This window comes from Clostridium intestinale, from assembly GCF_035905475.1.
Lineage (GTDB): Bacteria > Bacillota > Clostridia > Clostridiales > Clostridiaceae > Clostridium_T > Clostridium_T intestinale.
In genome coordinates, this window is record NZ_CP121166.1 from 1,717,566 (window position 1) to 1,734,616 (window position 17,051).

16 protein-coding genes are annotated in these 17,051 nt (G+C 30.1%); 3 read left to right on the forward strand and 13 right to left on the reverse strand.

The window, feature by feature from the left end:
- Positions 1 to 25 precede the first annotated feature (25 nt).
- The 3 genes from P8F83_RS08905 to P8F83_RS08915 form a co-directional block, all read right to left on the reverse strand.
- Positions 26 to 1,072 (reverse strand): sulfate ABC transporter substrate-binding protein, encoded by a 1,047-nt coding sequence (locus P8F83_RS08905; RefSeq protein ID WP_420022608.1) that lies wholly within the window; start codon positions 1,070 to 1,072, stop codon positions 26 to 28.
- A gap of 374 nt (positions 1,073 to 1,446) precedes the next feature.
- Positions 1,447 to 1,848, reverse strand: coding sequence for an RrF2 family transcriptional regulator (locus P8F83_RS08910; RefSeq protein WP_073019621.1), 402 nt, complete (start codon positions 1,846 to 1,848; stop codon positions 1,447 to 1,449).
- 90 nt (positions 1,849 to 1,938) lie between these two features.
- Positions 1,939 to 2,319 (reverse strand): DUF6979 family protein, encoded by a 381-nt coding sequence (locus P8F83_RS08915; protein WP_073019622.1) that lies wholly within the window; start codon positions 2,317 to 2,319, stop codon positions 1,939 to 1,941.
- 161 nt (positions 2,320 to 2,480) lie between these two features.
- On the opposite strand from P8F83_RS08915, the gene P8F83_RS08920 reads away from it, so the two are divergent.
- Positions 2,481 to 4,250: a tetratricopeptide repeat protein gene (locus tag P8F83_RS08920; protein ID WP_326514325.1), complete on the forward strand. Its 1,770-nt coding sequence runs from the start codon at positions 2,481 to 2,483 to the stop codon at positions 4,248 to 4,250.
- 70 nt (positions 4,251 to 4,320) lie between these two features.
- On the opposite strand, the gene P8F83_RS08925 is transcribed toward P8F83_RS08920, so the two are convergent.
- The 4 genes from P8F83_RS08925 to P8F83_RS08940 form a co-directional block, all read right to left on the reverse strand.
- Complete coding sequence (locus P8F83_RS08925; RefSeq protein WP_326514326.1) at positions 4,321 to 5,643, reverse strand: family 4 glycosyl hydrolase; 1,323 nt, start codon at positions 5,641 to 5,643, stop codon at positions 4,321 to 4,323.
- A gap of 22 nt (positions 5,644 to 5,665) precedes the next feature.
- Positions 5,666 to 7,222 carry a PTS transporter subunit EIIC gene (locus P8F83_RS08930; RefSeq protein ID WP_326514327.1) on the reverse strand — a complete coding sequence of 519 codons (1,557 nt, stop codon included), beginning with the start codon at positions 7,220 to 7,222 and terminating at the stop codon, positions 5,666 to 5,668.
- A gap of 196 nt (positions 7,223 to 7,418) precedes the next feature.
- Positions 7,419 to 8,159 carry a MurR/RpiR family transcriptional regulator gene (locus tag P8F83_RS08935; RefSeq protein ID WP_326514328.1) on the reverse strand — a complete coding sequence of 247 codons (741 nt, stop codon included), beginning with the start codon at positions 8,157 to 8,159 and terminating at the stop codon, positions 7,419 to 7,421.
- A 9-nt stretch (positions 8,160 to 8,168) separates the two neighbouring features.
- Complete coding sequence (locus P8F83_RS08940) at positions 8,169 to 9,305, reverse strand: NAD(P)-dependent malic enzyme (RefSeq protein WP_326514329.1); 1,137 nt, start codon at positions 9,303 to 9,305, stop codon at positions 8,169 to 8,171.
- Positions 9,306 to 9,497: 192 nt separating this feature from the next.
- Here P8F83_RS08940 and P8F83_RS08945 point away from each other — a divergent pair, with 192 nt between their 5' ends.
- A complete protein-coding gene (locus P8F83_RS08945) occupies positions 9,498 to 10,469 on the forward strand; it encodes a serine hydrolase (RefSeq protein ID WP_326514330.1) in 972 nt (323 codons plus the stop codon).
- A 96-nt stretch (positions 10,470 to 10,565) separates the two neighbouring features.
- Here the strand turns inward: P8F83_RS08945 and P8F83_RS08950 are convergent, their stop codons facing one another.
- The 6 genes from P8F83_RS08950 to P8F83_RS08975 form a co-directional block, all read right to left on the reverse strand.
- Positions 10,566 to 11,300: an alpha/beta hydrolase gene (locus P8F83_RS08950; RefSeq protein WP_326514331.1), complete on the reverse strand. Its 735-nt coding sequence runs from the start codon at positions 11,298 to 11,300 to the stop codon at positions 10,566 to 10,568.
- Between the two features lie 2 nt (positions 11,301 to 11,302).
- Positions 11,303 to 12,100: an ABC transporter ATP-binding protein gene (locus P8F83_RS08955; protein WP_238907091.1), complete on the reverse strand. Its 798-nt coding sequence runs from the start codon at positions 12,098 to 12,100 to the stop codon at positions 11,303 to 11,305.
- Between the two features lie 13 nt (positions 12,101 to 12,113).
- Complete coding sequence (locus P8F83_RS08960) at positions 12,114 to 13,136, reverse strand: FecCD family ABC transporter permease (RefSeq protein ID WP_326514332.1); 1,023 nt, start codon at positions 13,134 to 13,136, stop codon at positions 12,114 to 12,116.
- Positions 13,133 to 14,134, reverse strand: a complete 1,002-nt coding sequence (locus P8F83_RS08965; protein ID WP_326514333.1) for a FecCD family ABC transporter permease — start codon at positions 14,132 to 14,134, stop codon at positions 13,133 to 13,135. The genes P8F83_RS08960 and P8F83_RS08965 overlap by 4 nt, the downstream gene beginning before the upstream one ends.
- A 19-nt stretch (positions 14,135 to 14,153) precedes the next feature.
- Positions 14,154 to 15,104, reverse strand: coding sequence for an iron-hydroxamate ABC transporter substrate-binding protein (locus tag P8F83_RS08970; RefSeq protein ID WP_326514334.1), 951 nt, complete (start codon positions 15,102 to 15,104; stop codon positions 14,154 to 14,156).
- A gap of 91 nt (positions 15,105 to 15,195) precedes the next feature.
- Positions 15,196 to 16,014: a helix-turn-helix domain-containing protein gene (locus P8F83_RS08975; RefSeq protein ID WP_326514335.1), complete on the reverse strand. Its 819-nt coding sequence runs from the start codon at positions 16,012 to 16,014 to the stop codon at positions 15,196 to 15,198.
- A 191-nt stretch (positions 16,015 to 16,205) separates the two neighbouring features.
- Here P8F83_RS08975 and P8F83_RS08980 point away from each other — a divergent pair, with 191 nt between their 5' ends.
- Positions 16,206 to 17,045, forward strand: coding sequence for a metallophosphoesterase (locus P8F83_RS08980; RefSeq protein ID WP_326514336.1), 840 nt, complete (start codon positions 16,206 to 16,208; stop codon positions 17,043 to 17,045).
- Positions 17,046 to 17,051 lie beyond the last annotated feature (6 nt).

A 17,051-nucleotide genomic window follows, 5' to 3' on the forward strand; every position in this document is an offset into this window, starting at 1 on the left:
TCACTACTTCTTATTTATCTAACCTCTATTTTTTAGTATATATTTGATCAAAAGTTCCACCATCATCAAAATGCTCTTTTTGTGCCTTATCCCAGCCTCCAAAAACATCGTCTATAGTAAATAAATTTATAGTTGGAAACTTCTGTGCATATTTTTTTGCTACAGCTTCATTTCTTGGACGATAGAAGTTTTTTGCTGCTATTTCTTGTCCTTCATCAGAATATAGATATTCTAAATAAGCTTCAGCGACTTCTCTGGTTCCTTTTTTATCAACATTTTTATCAACTACAGCAACTGGTGGTTCAGCTAATATACTTACTGAAGGAACTACTATATCGAATTTTCCTTCACCAAGTTCTTCAACAGATAAAAAAGCTTCATTCTCCCAGGCTACTAATACATCACCTATTCCACGTTCAACAAATGTAGTTGTTGCTCCTCTAGCCCCTGAGTCTAAAACAGGAACATTTGCAAATAACTGTTTTACAAAATCTTTAGCTTTCTCTTGACTTCCGCCATTTTTCTCTAAAGCATATCCCCAAGCTGCAAGGTAATTCCAACGAGCTCCCCCTGAAGTTTTAGGGTTTGGAGTTATTACTTCTACACCAGGTTTAATTAAATCATCCCAATCCTTAATATTTTTAGGATTTCCTTTTCTAACTAAAAAAACTATTGTTGATGTATATGGAGTGGAATTATTAGGCAATTTTGTTTGCCACTTTGGATCTATTTGTTCTCCTTTTCCATTAATAGAGTCAATATCAGCTGCTAGTGCTAAAGTTACTACATCAGCATCTAACCCGTCTAATACAGATTTAGCCTGAGCTCCAGATCCTCCATGTGATTGCTTTATAGTTACTTCTTGCCCTTTCTTTTCTTTCCAATACTTCGCAAAAGCTTCATTAAACTGTGTATACAATTCTCTTGTTGGATCATAGGACACATTTAATAATTCTACACTTCCATTTGAACTCTCTCCAGCTGAATTATTTTTACTACTGCAACCTGATAAAACCCCCAAAGTCAAAATTCCAGCTAAAAATACAACAGCTATTTTTTTTCTTAACATCATTAATCGCCCCTTTTTATTATTTTATATTTTTCCTATTGATTTTCTATGAATTGCTATAAATAAAAAAGCAACGTATCTATTTCACTCTATTTCTATAATCCCTATATAATTAATAGAGTATTGAGTAAAATAAATAGTACACTTTACTTGTACCTAGATTGTAAAATTTATTTGATTTTTACTATCAACAGCAATACATAGAATAACTAATTAAATATACTTTTTTAGCCATAATATTACTCCTCATATTATTAATTCATATTATTCCTACTTTTAATATATGAATAATATTATTCATCAAAATGGTCAAGTTGTCAAGTAATTCCTAAAACTTTTAAAAAATAAAATGAGTACCCTTTACGGATACTCATTTGTTAAATTAAATCTTTAATTGTTGTATTTTCTAACTTTTCAGATATGTAATCTCTAATATCTCTAAAAACCTTAATTAGATTTTGATTTTGCTCAATTGGTGAATTTTCATAAAAATATTCACTTACTGATTCTACTGGAGCTAAGGCCCCATCCATAAGTCTTATAATTTCAGCTAATGTTATTTCTTCTGGTGCTTTTGAAAGTTTATATCCTCCACTTATTCCTCTAACTGCTCTTACGTACCCAGTACCTTTAAGTAAAGACAATATCTGTTCCAAATATCTTTTAGGTATATCATTTTCTTCTGATATTTCAGATGCATTTACAAGTTTAATATTGTAGTTTCTTCCTAAGTGAATTAATGCCAAACACGCATATTCACCTTTTCTAGATAGCTTCAAATTTATTACCTCTTATCATAAATTATTGTAAACTTAGTTTGTTTACAATAATTATATACTTATTCTTTAGATAGAATCAAGAACTCTTTATTATATTAGCTTTTCTTCCCTTAAAGAAATAATTACATCCATTTGGAAGTTATACTTTTTCCCATATCCTCCCATAACCTTTATCCATAATAAACTTTCATTTTCACAAAGAACTGGATCCTCATTAATTAATTTTAGTCCTTTAATAGCATACTGCTTATTCATTTTGGACTTTGTATATTTACCCTTTTTTATTCCTTTAATTAAACCTTCTTCACATAACCCTAAAAAAATTCCTTTTGGACATTTTTTAGTTTGATTTACTGTTTTATTGCCAAAGATTTCAACAACTGCTTTTTCCCAAGCATCATCAGGAGAAATTTCAGGATTTTTTTGTATTAAATTTACGGCCTTAATAGCTGTTTGACCATACTTACCCAAATGTAACTACCTCCAATAGTAATATTACTATAATTTTAACAGTAACCTTGTCTAAATAAAAGGATTTATATAAACCTTACATTGCATGTATTATATTTCATATGATATATTAAAGGTAAATTATGCAGGGCTAATCAAAGGCTAAAATAGGGGGCAATATTATGAACATAGTTGAGAATTTTATGAAGCATTACACAGAAGAGTTTGATTTTTATAGAGAAGCATCTAGACTTTGCTCTCAAATATGTGAAACTAATATGGAGCAGATGGGTATCAGGGCTATTGTTACTAATCGTGCAAAAAAAATAGAAAGACTTAGAGATAAACTAGAAAAGAGAAACTTTCATAAAAACTATTCTTCCTTCGAAGATATTAATGAAGATATTGTAGACTTTTCTGGGGTTCGTATTGCGCTTTACTTCCCTGGAGACTTAAATAAAGTTCAACAATTTATAGAATCAAACTTTGAAATTAAGGAATTCAAATCTTTTCCTGAAGATATTGAAAATCCAGATCCTCAAAAACGTGACTATAAAAAGCGTTTCTCTGGTTATTGGGCTACTCACTACAGAGTTTATTTAAAAAGCAAAGATTTAACTGGTGACTTAAAAAAGTATTCCAATGCTCTTATAGAAATTCAAATTGCTTCTGCACTTATGCTTGCTTGGGCTGAAGTTGAACATGATTTAATCTATAAGCCTTTTAGCGGGAAATTATCTTATGAAGAATATCAAATTCTAGATGAACTTAATGGCCTTGTTCTAGCTGGTGAAATTGCTCTTGAACGTCTTCAAAAAGCCGTAAGAACAAGAGTAAGTGAAGCTGGGAAGGAATTTAATAATCATTATGAACTTGCTATGTTTCTTTACAACCAATTAGGATCTGTCAGTGAAGAAACTCAAAGAGAAATTGTTTTAGGACGTGTAGATTTATTATTTAATTGCTTAAAATCTTCTAATTTTAACAAACCAGAATATCTAAAAGAGTTTCTTGTTGGAATTAATTCAAATACCAAAACTCGCTCAATAGTTGATCAAATTATGGACAGAATTAGAGAACTTAACCCTAGTTTGTATGAAAGTTATTTAAATGTTAAACAAAATGAAGAACTAAAATATCAGATGGATACCCTTCAAATGAATCGTGAAAATGGCAATAGTCAAGGAGAAGCTAACACTTTAGCTAATATAGGCTATATTTATAGCTCAAAAGAAAACTATGATGAAGCTATCAATTACTTTACTCAAGCTGTTCAGCTTAATAATGAAATTGGTAGTAGGCAGGGGGAAGCTAATCAGCTTCTAAACTTAGGAGCAACTTATAAGCTAAAAGGAGATTTAGAAAAAGCACTTAAATTTTCAAATGAATCTTTAAAAATACATATACAAATTTCTTATAAACAAGGTCAGGCTAATGCTCTTGGAAATATAGGAAATATATTATGTTCATATAATAATTTTAGCGATGCTTTAAAATATTACAACGATGCACTTGAAATATACAAAGAAACAGAATATAAACGTGGTATAGCTGTTCAACTTAATAATATTGCATCTGTATTTAAGAATCAAAATAATGTAAATGAAGCATTAAACTATTATAACGAGGCTTTATATGTTTGTAGAGATAGTGACTATAAGCAAGTTGAGGCAGATACTCTTTATAACATAGGACAACTATATCAAAGCACAAATGATTTAGATAAAGCCTTAAATTATTATAACGAAGCACTTAATCTTCAAGAAAGTACTGGAAGCCAAAAGTTAAAGGCCCATATTCTTATAAGTATAGGAGATCTTCTTTATAATAAATCTAATTGTTTAGAAGCCAGCAAATACTACGAAAATGCTCTAAAAATTTATAATCTGATAGAATTTGAATCTGGAGAAGAGATTGTTCTTGAAAAAATAAATAACTTAAATATAATTTAAATTATTACTCTTATAGATATATAAAAAGCATTCTAAAAATAAAACTTAATTTTTAGAATGCTTTTTTAATCTAACTTAAATACCAGTATTCTCTATTGTGTTCCATTAAATCATCTAAAACAGATTTTGCTTTTTGAGGATCTACAACAGTTCTATTTAAAGTTAAAGCTTGAAGAGCTTTGGTATAATTTTTTTCTAAACATGACTCTACTGTCAAAAGTTCATAGGCATGTTGTCCTTCCATTAGACCCTTATAAAATGGCTTTATTTCTCCATACTTATAAGGATTCGCTCCCTCTTTTCCAACAGTTCCAGCAACTTCCACTATGGCGTCTTTACTAAAATTTGTAATAATATCATGGTTTCTGCTCATAAGTATAAACTCATTGTGCAAATCATAAGCTATTGATTCTGCTAATTCAACCATTAAGTCCCCAAAAACACTGTTAGTTATAATTTCTACCTCTTCTATTGATTCTGCTCCAATTGCTTTAGAACATATTTCCCATACTTCCTTTTCTCTAGAATCTTTTGCTTCATCTGCCCTTGTATAATTTGGATCGCTTTCTTTAACTATTTCTTCTGGGAAAAAGTAATATTGTAAATAAGTAGTTGGAATATACTCATCAAAAAAATTCATATACTTATTTACTCTAAGATAAGTATCTAACCAAGACTTAGAACGTTGTTCTGCATTATATGGTTTAAAATCATAGTCTCTTAAATAACTTCTCAGATAGTCAAAATAGTCTTTTCCATCTACATCTTTAAGTTCTGTAAACCACCCAAAATGATTTAGTCCAAAATAAGTTGCTCTTAAATTTTTCTGTTCAACTCCTAGTATCTTAGCATAGGATCTCATAAGTGAATAAGGTTGATCACATAGATTCAATATTCTTTTATCGTTTGGGAATACTTTATCCAAAGCAAGGGCAACTATTGCTGCTGGATTTGTATAATTAAGTATCCAAGTGTTCTTTGAATGTTTACGCACTTGATTAACCATTTCTATCATGGCATCAATAGATCTCATACCATAGGCAAACCCTCCAGGACCACAAGTTTCTTGTCCCACCAAACCATATTTTAAAGGAATTTTTTCATCTAGGCTTCTCATTTCATTTTTTCCTGCACGCATTTGACAAAATACAAAATCAGTGTCTTCATAAGCTGTATCTGAATCTGTAGTAAAGACTACCTCTGTGTTGCTAGAATAGCTCTTAAGTACTAGTCTTATATAATCTTCCATTTTTGATGTTCTTTCATTATCTATATCATAGAAAATTATCTTCTTAAGTGGAAATCTATCTCTTAATTTAACTAAACTTCCTACTAATGCTGGAGTTCTAGCACTTCCTGCTCCTGTTATTGTTATTATATTACTACTTCTCATATCTGTCCTCCATTAATTTTATCTACATATTTTCTAACTGTTCGTCCACTGCATTTCTAACAAACTCTACTAAAGGCCCATAAACTATATGAATATGTTTAGCTGCTGGTATAAATATTCCTGTACAACCTGATGTCTCTAAGAGCTTATGATCGACTAGATTAACTTCTCCCAAATCTATTCTTAAACGAGTTATACAATTATCTACAGATTTAATATTGGATTTTCCCCCTAATGCTTGTATTACTATTTTTGCTATTTCATCATATCTTTTTTCTCTTATAAGAACGTTATCTACAGATGGGGAATCTTCTCTACCTGGGGTTTTAAGATTAAACTTTAATATTGTCCACTTAAATACAAAGTAGGTTACTACAGATAATATTAAACCTATAATTACAAAGCTTATCCAATTAGTATTTTCATAAAGCAAACCAAAGATTGCGAAATCAAAAATAGTTCCTCTTATATAGCCTATTCCTACGCTTGCAAATGATAGTGCTACTGCTCCTACTCCTATGATGCATGCATAAATCACATATAATAGAGGTGCAATAAATACAAATGAAAATTCAAGTGGCTCAGTTACATTACCTAAAAGTGCCGTCAATATACAAGTAACCATCAAGGATTTAACTAATTTTTTATTTTCTTTATAAGTTGTGTTATACATTGCAAGTCCTATAGCAGGAAAAGCAAATAATGTACATAACATTTGTTGTTGAGCCATAAATCTAGTAAGTTTAGGCATCATACTCCAATATTCACTATTAGGTCCTTGATTAAATAATATCTCATTTAATGTTGGTACTACTCCAACATAAGTTTCTCCATTTATAACATAGGATCCTCCAGCTTCTGTAAATCTAAACAATGCATTCCAAACATGGTGTAATCCAAACGGAATAAACAACCTTTCACCTGCTGCTGTAAAAAATGGTCCTACTGGGCTCAAGAAAACTAAAGATAATTTAGTTAATATAGCTACAAATACTTCCCATATAAATGGTATTGTTAAACCAATTATCATCATTATTCCCATAGTTATAATAGGTACTGATTTTTTACCAGAGAAGAATGCAAATGCAATTGGTAGTTCTAGTTTATAGAATCTATCGGTTGCCCAAGCTGCAATTAATCCTGTTATAATCCCTCCTAAAGCGTTTACATTCATTGTTTGTATTCCTAACACCTTTATTTGTCCAAATTGACTCATAACTTCTGGCGCCGCTAACTTTCCGCTTACTACTAACCACACATTCATAGAAATTATTAAAATAATATATCCTATAACTGATGCAAATACAGATATTCCTTTATCCTTTTTAGACATTCCATATGCAACACCCATTGCAAACATTAATGGTATATTATCAAAAACAGCTCCTGCTATTGTCCTTAAGTTTACTAAAACCGTATTAACTACAGGATTTCCCAAGAAAGGAAATCTTGCTATCATGTATGATTGTACAAGTGCTCCTGTTATACCTAATATCATTCCAACAGGAGCCATAACTGCAATTGGTAATAATAAGGTTCTACCAAATTGTTGTATCTTTTGGCTAAAATTTTTAAACATCTCGTCTTCCCCCATTAATTATTTTAAAACATATTAATAAATACTTTTAAATAAAAGAGCGCTCTTCTTTATCCTCATTGTATACGGTTTTAAAATCCATTACAATGTTTCCTGATGATACTCTTTTCCTTTATAAAATCTTAGGTCACTAAAAATGAACTAGGTCATAAAAAAATAGTACCCTTGATTAAAGGTACTATTTTTTATTGAATTCTTTAATTGAATTTACTAGCATTTCAATTACTATAAACATTCCTATTCTAGATATGCTGTCGTTAAATTTAGTTTCTGTATTATTTGATACACAGTGTAGCGTATAATCACTAATCTTAGATAACTCATTTGTCCCAAATGAGGTTATACCAATTGTTCTACATCCTTTGACTTTTGCAATATTAGCAACTTCTAATATCTTTTGGGTATTACCAGATAAAGAAATTAATATTACTAACTCATCTGATTCTAACGTATTTCCAACTAAAGTCAAAAGATTATAGTCCTTAACAAATATACACTTAATTCCCAAAGTAAGCAAAAGATGATTTAAATAATATCCTGCTGATTTACTTGTCCCTCGCGCAAAAACATATATTGTCTTTGCATTTATTATTTCTTTCGTAATCTTTCTGTATAGTTCTGGCTCTATGACTACAAAAGTTTTTTCTATATTCTGCTTTAAGTTATATTGTAAATCTTCTAAAACCTTATTATCCTCTTCTAAATTCATTGAGGACTTAAGAAAATACTTTAAATCTGAAAAACCATCAAATCCTAACTTCTGGGCTAAATTAATTATTACTGTTTTAGAGGTAAAGGTTTCCTTAGCCAAATCACTTATTTTCATTTTCATAACTTTTTGTTGATTTGCATAAATATATGTAAACACTTTTTGTTCACTATTAGTTAATTTATTAAATAACTTGGCCAAACTCTCCATAAAAACTCCTTACTTTCTAAAACTACAAACTATATCGCAAACTAAATCTACAATTTGTTTGTCAAATACGCTTGGAATTATATTCTCATTATTTAAACTGCTCTCATCTATACAATTAGAAATTCCTTTAGCAACAGCTATTTGAATTTCTGTATTAATCTTATTTATTCGTGCTTTTAAAGCTCCTTTAATTATGCCAGGAAAAACTAGTAAGTTATTTATCTGGTTAGGATAATCACTTCTACCCGTTGCCATAACTTTAACATTAAGCTTTTTAGCTGTTTCAGGCATTATTTCTGGAGTAGGATTCGCTAAAGCAAATATTATAGGGTCATTTCTCATAGAGAAAATCATTTCCTCTGTTAATAAATTACCAGCACTAACTCCTATAAATACATCCCCCTTAATTAAAGCTTCTTTTAGAGAACCTTTTCTATTATCATTAAATTTGATTGCACACTTCTTTTGATACTTATTAGTTGCATTATCACTAGTGATTATACCATATTTATCACAAATTACAATGTTATGAAAACCAGCCTCCCATACTAGATTTGCAATAGCTATTCCTGCTGCACCAGCTCCATTTATAATAATTTTCATACTAAAATCTTTTTTGACAACTTTTATAGCATTTAGAAGTGCAGCTAAAACTGCAATTGCTGTTCCATGTTGATCATCATGAAAAACTGGAATGTCACATATATCATTTAGTCTCTCTTCTATTTCAAAACATCTTGGTGCACTAATATCTTCCAGGTTAATAGCACCAAAGCTTCCTTCTATTAATTTTATTGTATTTACCAAAACATCAACATCTTTATTTTGTATACATATTGGGAAGGCATCTACACCAGCAAATTCTTTAAATAAAATACATTTCCCCTCCATAACAGGCATAGCTGCCAAAGAGCCTATATCTCCCAAACCTAATACAGCGCTTCCATCAGTAATTACTCCCACTAAATTTCCTCTTCGTGTATATTTATAAGAGTTATTTTCATCTTTTTCTATCTCTAAGCATGGATAGGATACCCCTGGAGTATACGCTAAGGCTAAATCTTCATTATTATTAATAGTACATCTACTTATAACTTCTATTTTCCCACCCCAATCACTATGTGCTTTTAAACTTTTATCTTTCATTTTATCCCCTCCTCCTAAAGTATAATAGAGTTTTTCCCTATTCTATTCAATACTCTTATAGTATTTAAGACCTAGGTAATTTTGTAATTATGTGATTTGTCACATAATTATGTGACTTCACCCATAATTATACTCAAATAAAATACTATTTATTATAATCTATCTAAAATAGTATTTTAAGGAGTTTTATGGATGGAAAGAAGAGCTTTTATTGGGTTTTCATTAACTGCTATCATTTTTATCTCACTGGGAATTATTAATTCCTCTAGTTATTTTGATGAAAATGTACAAGCCATTGAATCCCTACAAATATCTGAAGAAAATGAAGAAAATTTACTATCTTCCACAAAAAATGAGAACAGTATTAATATACAAGAAGAAATGTCTTACATAAGAAAAGTAAGTGTACAAGAAGAAACTTCGTCATTAGAAAATTTAGAGAACAAAATTAAAGACTATCTAGGAAATGAAATTAATAATGTTGGACTTATATACTATGATTTAACTACTAACAAAAAAATATCTATAAATGGAGATGAACTTTTTACTGCTGCAAGTACATATAAGGTTGGAATGAATATTGTTGCCTATAACATGGTTAAAGAAGGATTTTTATCATTAAATGATAGTATAAAATATTCTAGTGGCTACTATGAGGAAGGAACTGGCATACTTCAAAGTCAAATAGATACTACTCTTAACTCTCCAATTTCAATTCAAAAGTTATTAGACTACGCCATAATATACTCAGACAATATAGCTACAAATATGATTACGGAAAAACTTGGAGGATTCGATTCAGTTAGGCAAGCAGTAAGTTACTTTACTGGAGTTAGTGAACCTACTGTCTCAGGTAATGTAATAACTCCTGAAACAGAATTTATATTACTAAAAAACTTATATTCAAATAGATTTGATGAATACTATTCTCACTTAATTGAAGTTATGAAAAACACAGAATTTCATGATAGAATTGATAAATATTTACCTTATAACATAGTAGCCCATAAAATTGGTAGCTATGATTCTTATATAAATGATGTTGGAATTATATTTACAGATAAACCCTACATATTAGTAATTTATACCAACGAATTAACTGACGCAACTGAAAAGATAGCTACCCTATCCAATATCATATATAATGCTCAGCTTCAAAAATAAACCTCCTCGATAACAAAAGACCCTGAATTTAACTTAATGCTAAATTCAGGGTTTTAATTTTTATTATTAAATTAAAAGTTTAAAGTTACATTTCATTTAAGAAAAAAGCCATTTTATTGCATTTGGAAATCTCCTAACAAAAGCTTCTTCAGTATGACTTGCCCCTTCTTCTTTTATAAATTTTACATTTTCAGACTTTAAAGCCTTTGAGGATAACAGTATATATCCTTCCTCAACATTTTCTGGCATAAATAGTTGTATACTTTTTTTACCGCTTCCTTCTTTACTTCCCACATCCATATATATTCTTTGAGCGGAAACTTCTAAGTTTTCTCTACTCATAAATTCTAAAAACCCCTCATACCATAAAGATGGAGATATACAACCAAATTTATTAAAAACCTCTGGATATATATACGCCCCATATAGAGAAATTAATCCGCCTAAAGAAGCTCCCGCTATTGCTGTATTTTCTTTTAAAGTATTATACTCCATATCTATATAAACCTTCAATTCATTAACAAGAAAATCTAAATACTCTTTTCCTTTACCACCAAAATCATCAAATTTTTCAGCAAGTGGCTTACCATACCATGGTGTATACTCGTCATTTCTTTTATTGCTAGTAACACCAACAAGTATAATCTCTTTAAGTTCTCCATTTTTAAACATGACTTCAAGCTCTTCTATAGCCTTTTTAGGGCCGAATAAATAATCTCCATCTTGAACGTAAACTACTGGAAACCCTTGCTCTCCATTAGAATAAGATGGCGGTAGGTATATAAATAATTTTCTTTCTTTAAAAAATTCTTCAATTATTTCTCCATTCATATCTATGCTCCTTCTAAGTCTATACTATCATACCCAAAGCAAACTGGGGAGTTTATTTCCTCATCTATCATAACCCTAGCATCAATATTAAATACATTTTTTAGAATATGCTTTGTTATTATTTCTTTAGGTTCACCTGTAGCAATAATCTCCCCTTTTTTCATAGCAACAATATTATGAGAAAATCTAGATGCATGGTTAATATCATGTAAAACCATAACTATAGTGCATTTCTTTTCTCTATTTAACTCTTCTACGATTTTTAGTACTTCAAGTTGATGCGACATGTCTAAATAAGTTGTAGGTTCATCTAACAATAAAATTTCTGTTTCTTGAGCTAGAGCCATTGCAAGCCACACCTTCTGTCTTTGACCACCTGATAATGCTCCTATTTCACGTTCCCTAAACTCACTAATTTTAGTTATATTAATTGCCCAATCAATAACTTCCCTATCTTTATTCGTTAACTTACTCATCTTTTTACAATGAGGAAATCTCCCATAAGAAACTAATTCCTCAACTTTTAGTTCTGATGGTGCTATAGGATTCTGTGGAAGAAGTGCTAAACTTTTTGCAATCTGCTTTGTGTGCATTTTAGATATATTTTCATTCTTTAAATATACATTCCCTGAACTTGGTTTTATGATACGTCCCATTGTTTTCAGTAAAGTTGATTTTCCACAACCATTAGGACCTATTATAGTAGTTATCTTACCTTCCTCTATTTCTAAATCAATATCTTTAAATACCCTAAAATTCTCATAGCAGGATTCTAGATCTTTAACTTTTAATATACTCATATAACACCCTCCATTAAGCTTTCGACTTTATTAATAGATATACAAAATAAGGAATACCGATTATAGAAATAACAATCCCTACTGGTAATTCAACTGGTGAAAATATTGTTTTACCTACAAAGTCTGAAATAATAAGTAAAAGCATTCCAACCAATCCCGATACAAAAATAACTCTATTATGATGAATTCCTACTAAAGTCTTACCAATATGAGGTGCTAAAAGCCCTACAAATCCAATACTTCCAGATACTGATACACAAGCACTGACTATTCCTATTGCAGCCAACAAAAGAATTCCTTTTTCTTTTTCAGTCGAAACACCTAAACTCTTAACAGAGTCCTCTTCCAGTTGAAAAAGATCTAGGACAAAAGCTTTCTTAATAATAATAGGTACAAGAACTAAAAGCCAAGGAATTATAGATGCTATGTATTTCCAGTTAGCTCCCCATATACTTCCGTTAATCCACACTGCGGCCATTTCAAAATCTGCTGCATCCATTTTTAAAGATATAAACAACGATAATGCTCCTAGCCCTGAACTTATTGCTATACCAACTAAAATCAATCTTTGAGTATCTAACCTTCCATTTTTCCATGCAAAAAGATAAATTAATAGTGCAGAGCCTAATCCACCTATAAGTCCAAATAAGGGCATAGATAATATAGAAATCAATCCTGCTCCCTTAAGTTTTCCATTAAATAAGAATATAAATAACACTATTGTTAAACTGGCTCCTGAGTTAATACCTAATATTCCAGGATCAGCAAGTCCATTTTTAGTAATTCCTTGAATCACAGTCCCTGCAATACCTAGCCCAAATCCTACTAGAGACGCAACTATTATTCTTGGCAACCTAAATTCAAATATTACTAAATCTTTATCTGGAGTTGGATTTATCCTTAATAAAGTTTCCAATATATCTCTCACAGAAAGATCATAAGTTCCATTAGTAAGACTTACATATACTGCTAATAAAATTAAAACAATACTTACTATTAAAACTGTACTATATCTTCTTAACGAATCCTTGTTCATTTTTTGCCTCCTTTTGTCCTAGCCAAATATAAAAAGAAAGGCACTCCTATAAATGATGTAACAACGCCTATTGGCGTTTCAAAAGGATAATTTATAAATCTACTTATTATGTCTGAAAAAGCTAATAATATAGCTCCCATTAATCCAGAACAGGGTACTATCCATCTATAATCACTACCAACAAAAAATCTTACGATATGAGGAATAATAAGCCCCACAAAAGCAATCTTACCAGCTAATGCTACAGATATTCCAGTTAATATAACTACTGTCCCCATTGATACTATTTTGATCAGTTTTGTATTTTGTCCAAGACTTATAGATATTTCTTCTCCTAAAGATAAAATAGTTATTGATTTTGAAATAATTAATGAGGTTATTATTCCTATAATAGCAAAAGGAATTATTATTTTTATTTTATCTGGGGTTATTTGATGAAGCTTAGCATTATACCAAAAGCTTATGTTTTGTGATACCTGAAAGTATGTAGATAAAGCAGCAGAAATACTACTTAAAAAACTTCCTGTTATTGTTCCTATTATAGCTAGCCTAACAGGAGACATTCCATTTGGTGTTAAAGATGCCAGTCCAAATACTAAGCCTGCTCCTATTGCAGATCCTATAAAAGAATACAAAATCATATTAAGAGATGACGTATCTGGAAAAAATATCATACATATTGTAATTGCAAAAACTGACCCATCTGATACTCCCATAATAGAAGGGGATGCAAGGTAATTCCTTGTCATCCCCTGCATTATTGCACCTGATATAGCTAAAAAAGCTCCAATTAGTAGTGCACCTATAACCCTAGGTATTCGAGAGTACATTATGATTTGATGATTTACATTCTCTCCATCAAAGTTTAAAAAAGCATCTCTTATTACATTTATATTAATATCTTTTGCTCCATAAATAACTGATAATACTATAGCCAATATTATTACTATTGGTGATAATAACAAAATTATAATTGGAATCGGCCTATTTTTTGCCATAATGTGCTCTCACTCCTGTTTATTTAGATAACTTTGAAACTGCTGCCTTTAGGAACTCAGTTTTACTCCAAGCAGTTCCTCCTTGTGCTAAAGGATCAACTACATTTACAAATACCTTACTATTTTTTACAGCGTTAAGGTTTTTCCAAATAGGATTACTTTCTAATTCTTCTAAAGCTTTAGGTTTGTCTGCATTTTCATCTTCAGAAAATTGAAGGAAGATATAATCTGGGTTAAGTTCTGAAAGCTTTTCTAAAGAAATATTTTCTTGAGCTTTTGCTGCTGCAACTGGTTCTGGTACTTCTAATCCTAAATCACTATAAAGTACTGTATTAAAGAATATGTTCGCTGGATAAATAGCTATGTTACCTGCTCTCATTCTAGCTGTTAATACTTTTTTACCCTTTAAAGTTTCACCTAGTTTTGCTTTTGCTTCGCTAGCATCTTTTTTATAGTTAGCTATAATTTCCTTCGCTTTATCTTCTTTTCCACTTAGTTGTCCCATTAAAATAAGATTTGCTTCCCAATCAGTAGCTATATGTGATACTGGTACAGTTGGAGCAATTTTATTAAGTTTTTCTAATGTTTCTTCTGGGAACTTACTTGAACCTAATATTAAATCAGGTTTTAATGATAATATAGTTTCAACATTAGGTTGAGTTTTCTCTCCTATAGCTTTGGAATCTCCAGTGATTGTTTTAAACATATCTGGGAAACTGCCTCCTACAGTCATTGCCCCCATAGGCTTAACCCCAAGTAAAAGTGCATCTTCAAGAGATTCTAAACTTCCTGTTATAACTAATTTCGCATCAGATCCTGGAACTTTATATTCCTTGTCTTTATATGTTAACTTTATCTCTTTATTTTCAGATTCTTTGGGAGTTTCTTGAGCTGCTCCCTTGTTACTACAACCTGTCACCCCCAAAACTGTTAATGTTGCTAAAGTTAATGCTAGTAATTTCTTTTTCATTTTATTTCTCCCCTCTGTAATTGATAATAATTATCATTCTGTGTAAATTATATCAGCAGGACAGAATATAAAAAATAGATAAATATTAAAATTATAATGGATTATTCTTAAATCTCTTCTTTAATTCACTTGGAGAAATATTCTTATGTTTTTTAAATAATCTGCTAAAATAATATGGATCTGAATATCCAACTTTCTCAGAAACAGCAGTAACACTATATTTGTTTGTAGCTAATAATTTTTCTGCAATTTTCATTCTGTGTTCAATCAAATAATTAATCGGTCTAATACCTGTATATTTATTAAAAATGTACGAAAATTTATCTTCCTTTAACTTATATCTGTTAGACAGGTCCTCTAAAGTAATACTATACATATAGTTATTATGTATATAATCAACAGCATCCTCTACTACCCATTGATTTTCTGAATTAAGGACATCCCTGTTGCTTACTAGAACTTCATATATAATAGAATAAAAAAGTTTTTTCACCTTAAATTCTGGTATTATTCCCGGAGTTCTATAAGTTTTAAGCATCTCATGTAATAGTTCTTTTATTTGTGAAATATCCCCTATATCAAGAGTATAAGTTTTATCTATTGTTTTTGAATCCTCTTGAGTTGGATTATTAAGTTTATAATATATCTCATAATACCCCCAGGGCAAATTCCCAAGAACACATTTATCTAAAACTTCATTTGATCCACAATGCATCACTTTTCCTGCTTTTAATTCATATTCCACTCCTCCTATAGCAAAATTTGCCTTGCCTGTTATTGGAAATACAAAGGAACACCAATCTGTATATATGCCTCTAGCGCAACTTCCTGGTTCTCTTACAAACCAATGAACATCGGTTATAGAAAAAGACACCTCAGTAAATCTTTCAACTAGTTTTTTAAAATCCATTAAATCTACCTCCACTACCTCTAATATATTATAGAGAAAATAGTTCTCATTTTCAATTCACCTATAAAATATAAATTTTATAGTTTCTAAAATCAGTAGCTTTAGTATAGAATATACCTATAAAAGTATTATTCTCTTATTTCTTACTTCTATAATGAAGTTCAAATTTAATAATATTTAGGAGGTAATCTGTGAAATTTGCACGAAATAAATTACTCTTTTCTATAATAATTTTAGTTTTAATAGTACTTCTAGTTATTGTTTATAATAAAAAAATTGTTATATCTAATATTACTTATAAAAACAGTAAAATCCCTTCATCTTTTGATGGATATAAAATACTTCAACTCTCTGATTTACACAACGCAGAGTTTGGTAAAAATCAAAAAACTTTAATAGAAAAAACAAAAGAAATTGATCCTGATGTAGTATTCATTACAGGTGATTTAATAGACTCCTATAATACTAACATAGATATTTCAATGAAATACATTGATGGTATAACAGACATAGCTCCAATATATTTTATTCCAGGTAACCATGAGAGCCGTATTGAGTCTTACAATGAGTTGTGTGATAGACTTACTTCATCTGGAGTTAAAATATTAAATAACAAAAATGTTTTTATTCAAAAAGATAGTTCTTCTATTGGTCTTATTGGACTTGATGATCCCGCATTTATTCAAACATCAAATCAAGATGAATTATTTAAAAAATTGTTAGTTGACTTATCAAAGGATATGGATTCAGATTTTAAAATACTATTATCTCATCGTCCAGAAAAATTAGTAGATTATAAAGATGCAAAAGTGGATTTAGTTTTCTCCGGTCATGCTCATGGTGGACAGTTTAGAATTCCTTTTGTAGGTGGATTACTTGCTCCAAACCAAGGATTTTTGCCTAAATATACAAGTGGTATTTATAAAGATGAGAATACTTCTATGATTGTGAGTAGAGGGCTTGGAAATAGTATTTTCCCCTTTAGAATTAATAATTCTCCTGAATTAGTGGTAGTAACTTTAGAAAAATAAAAGAAG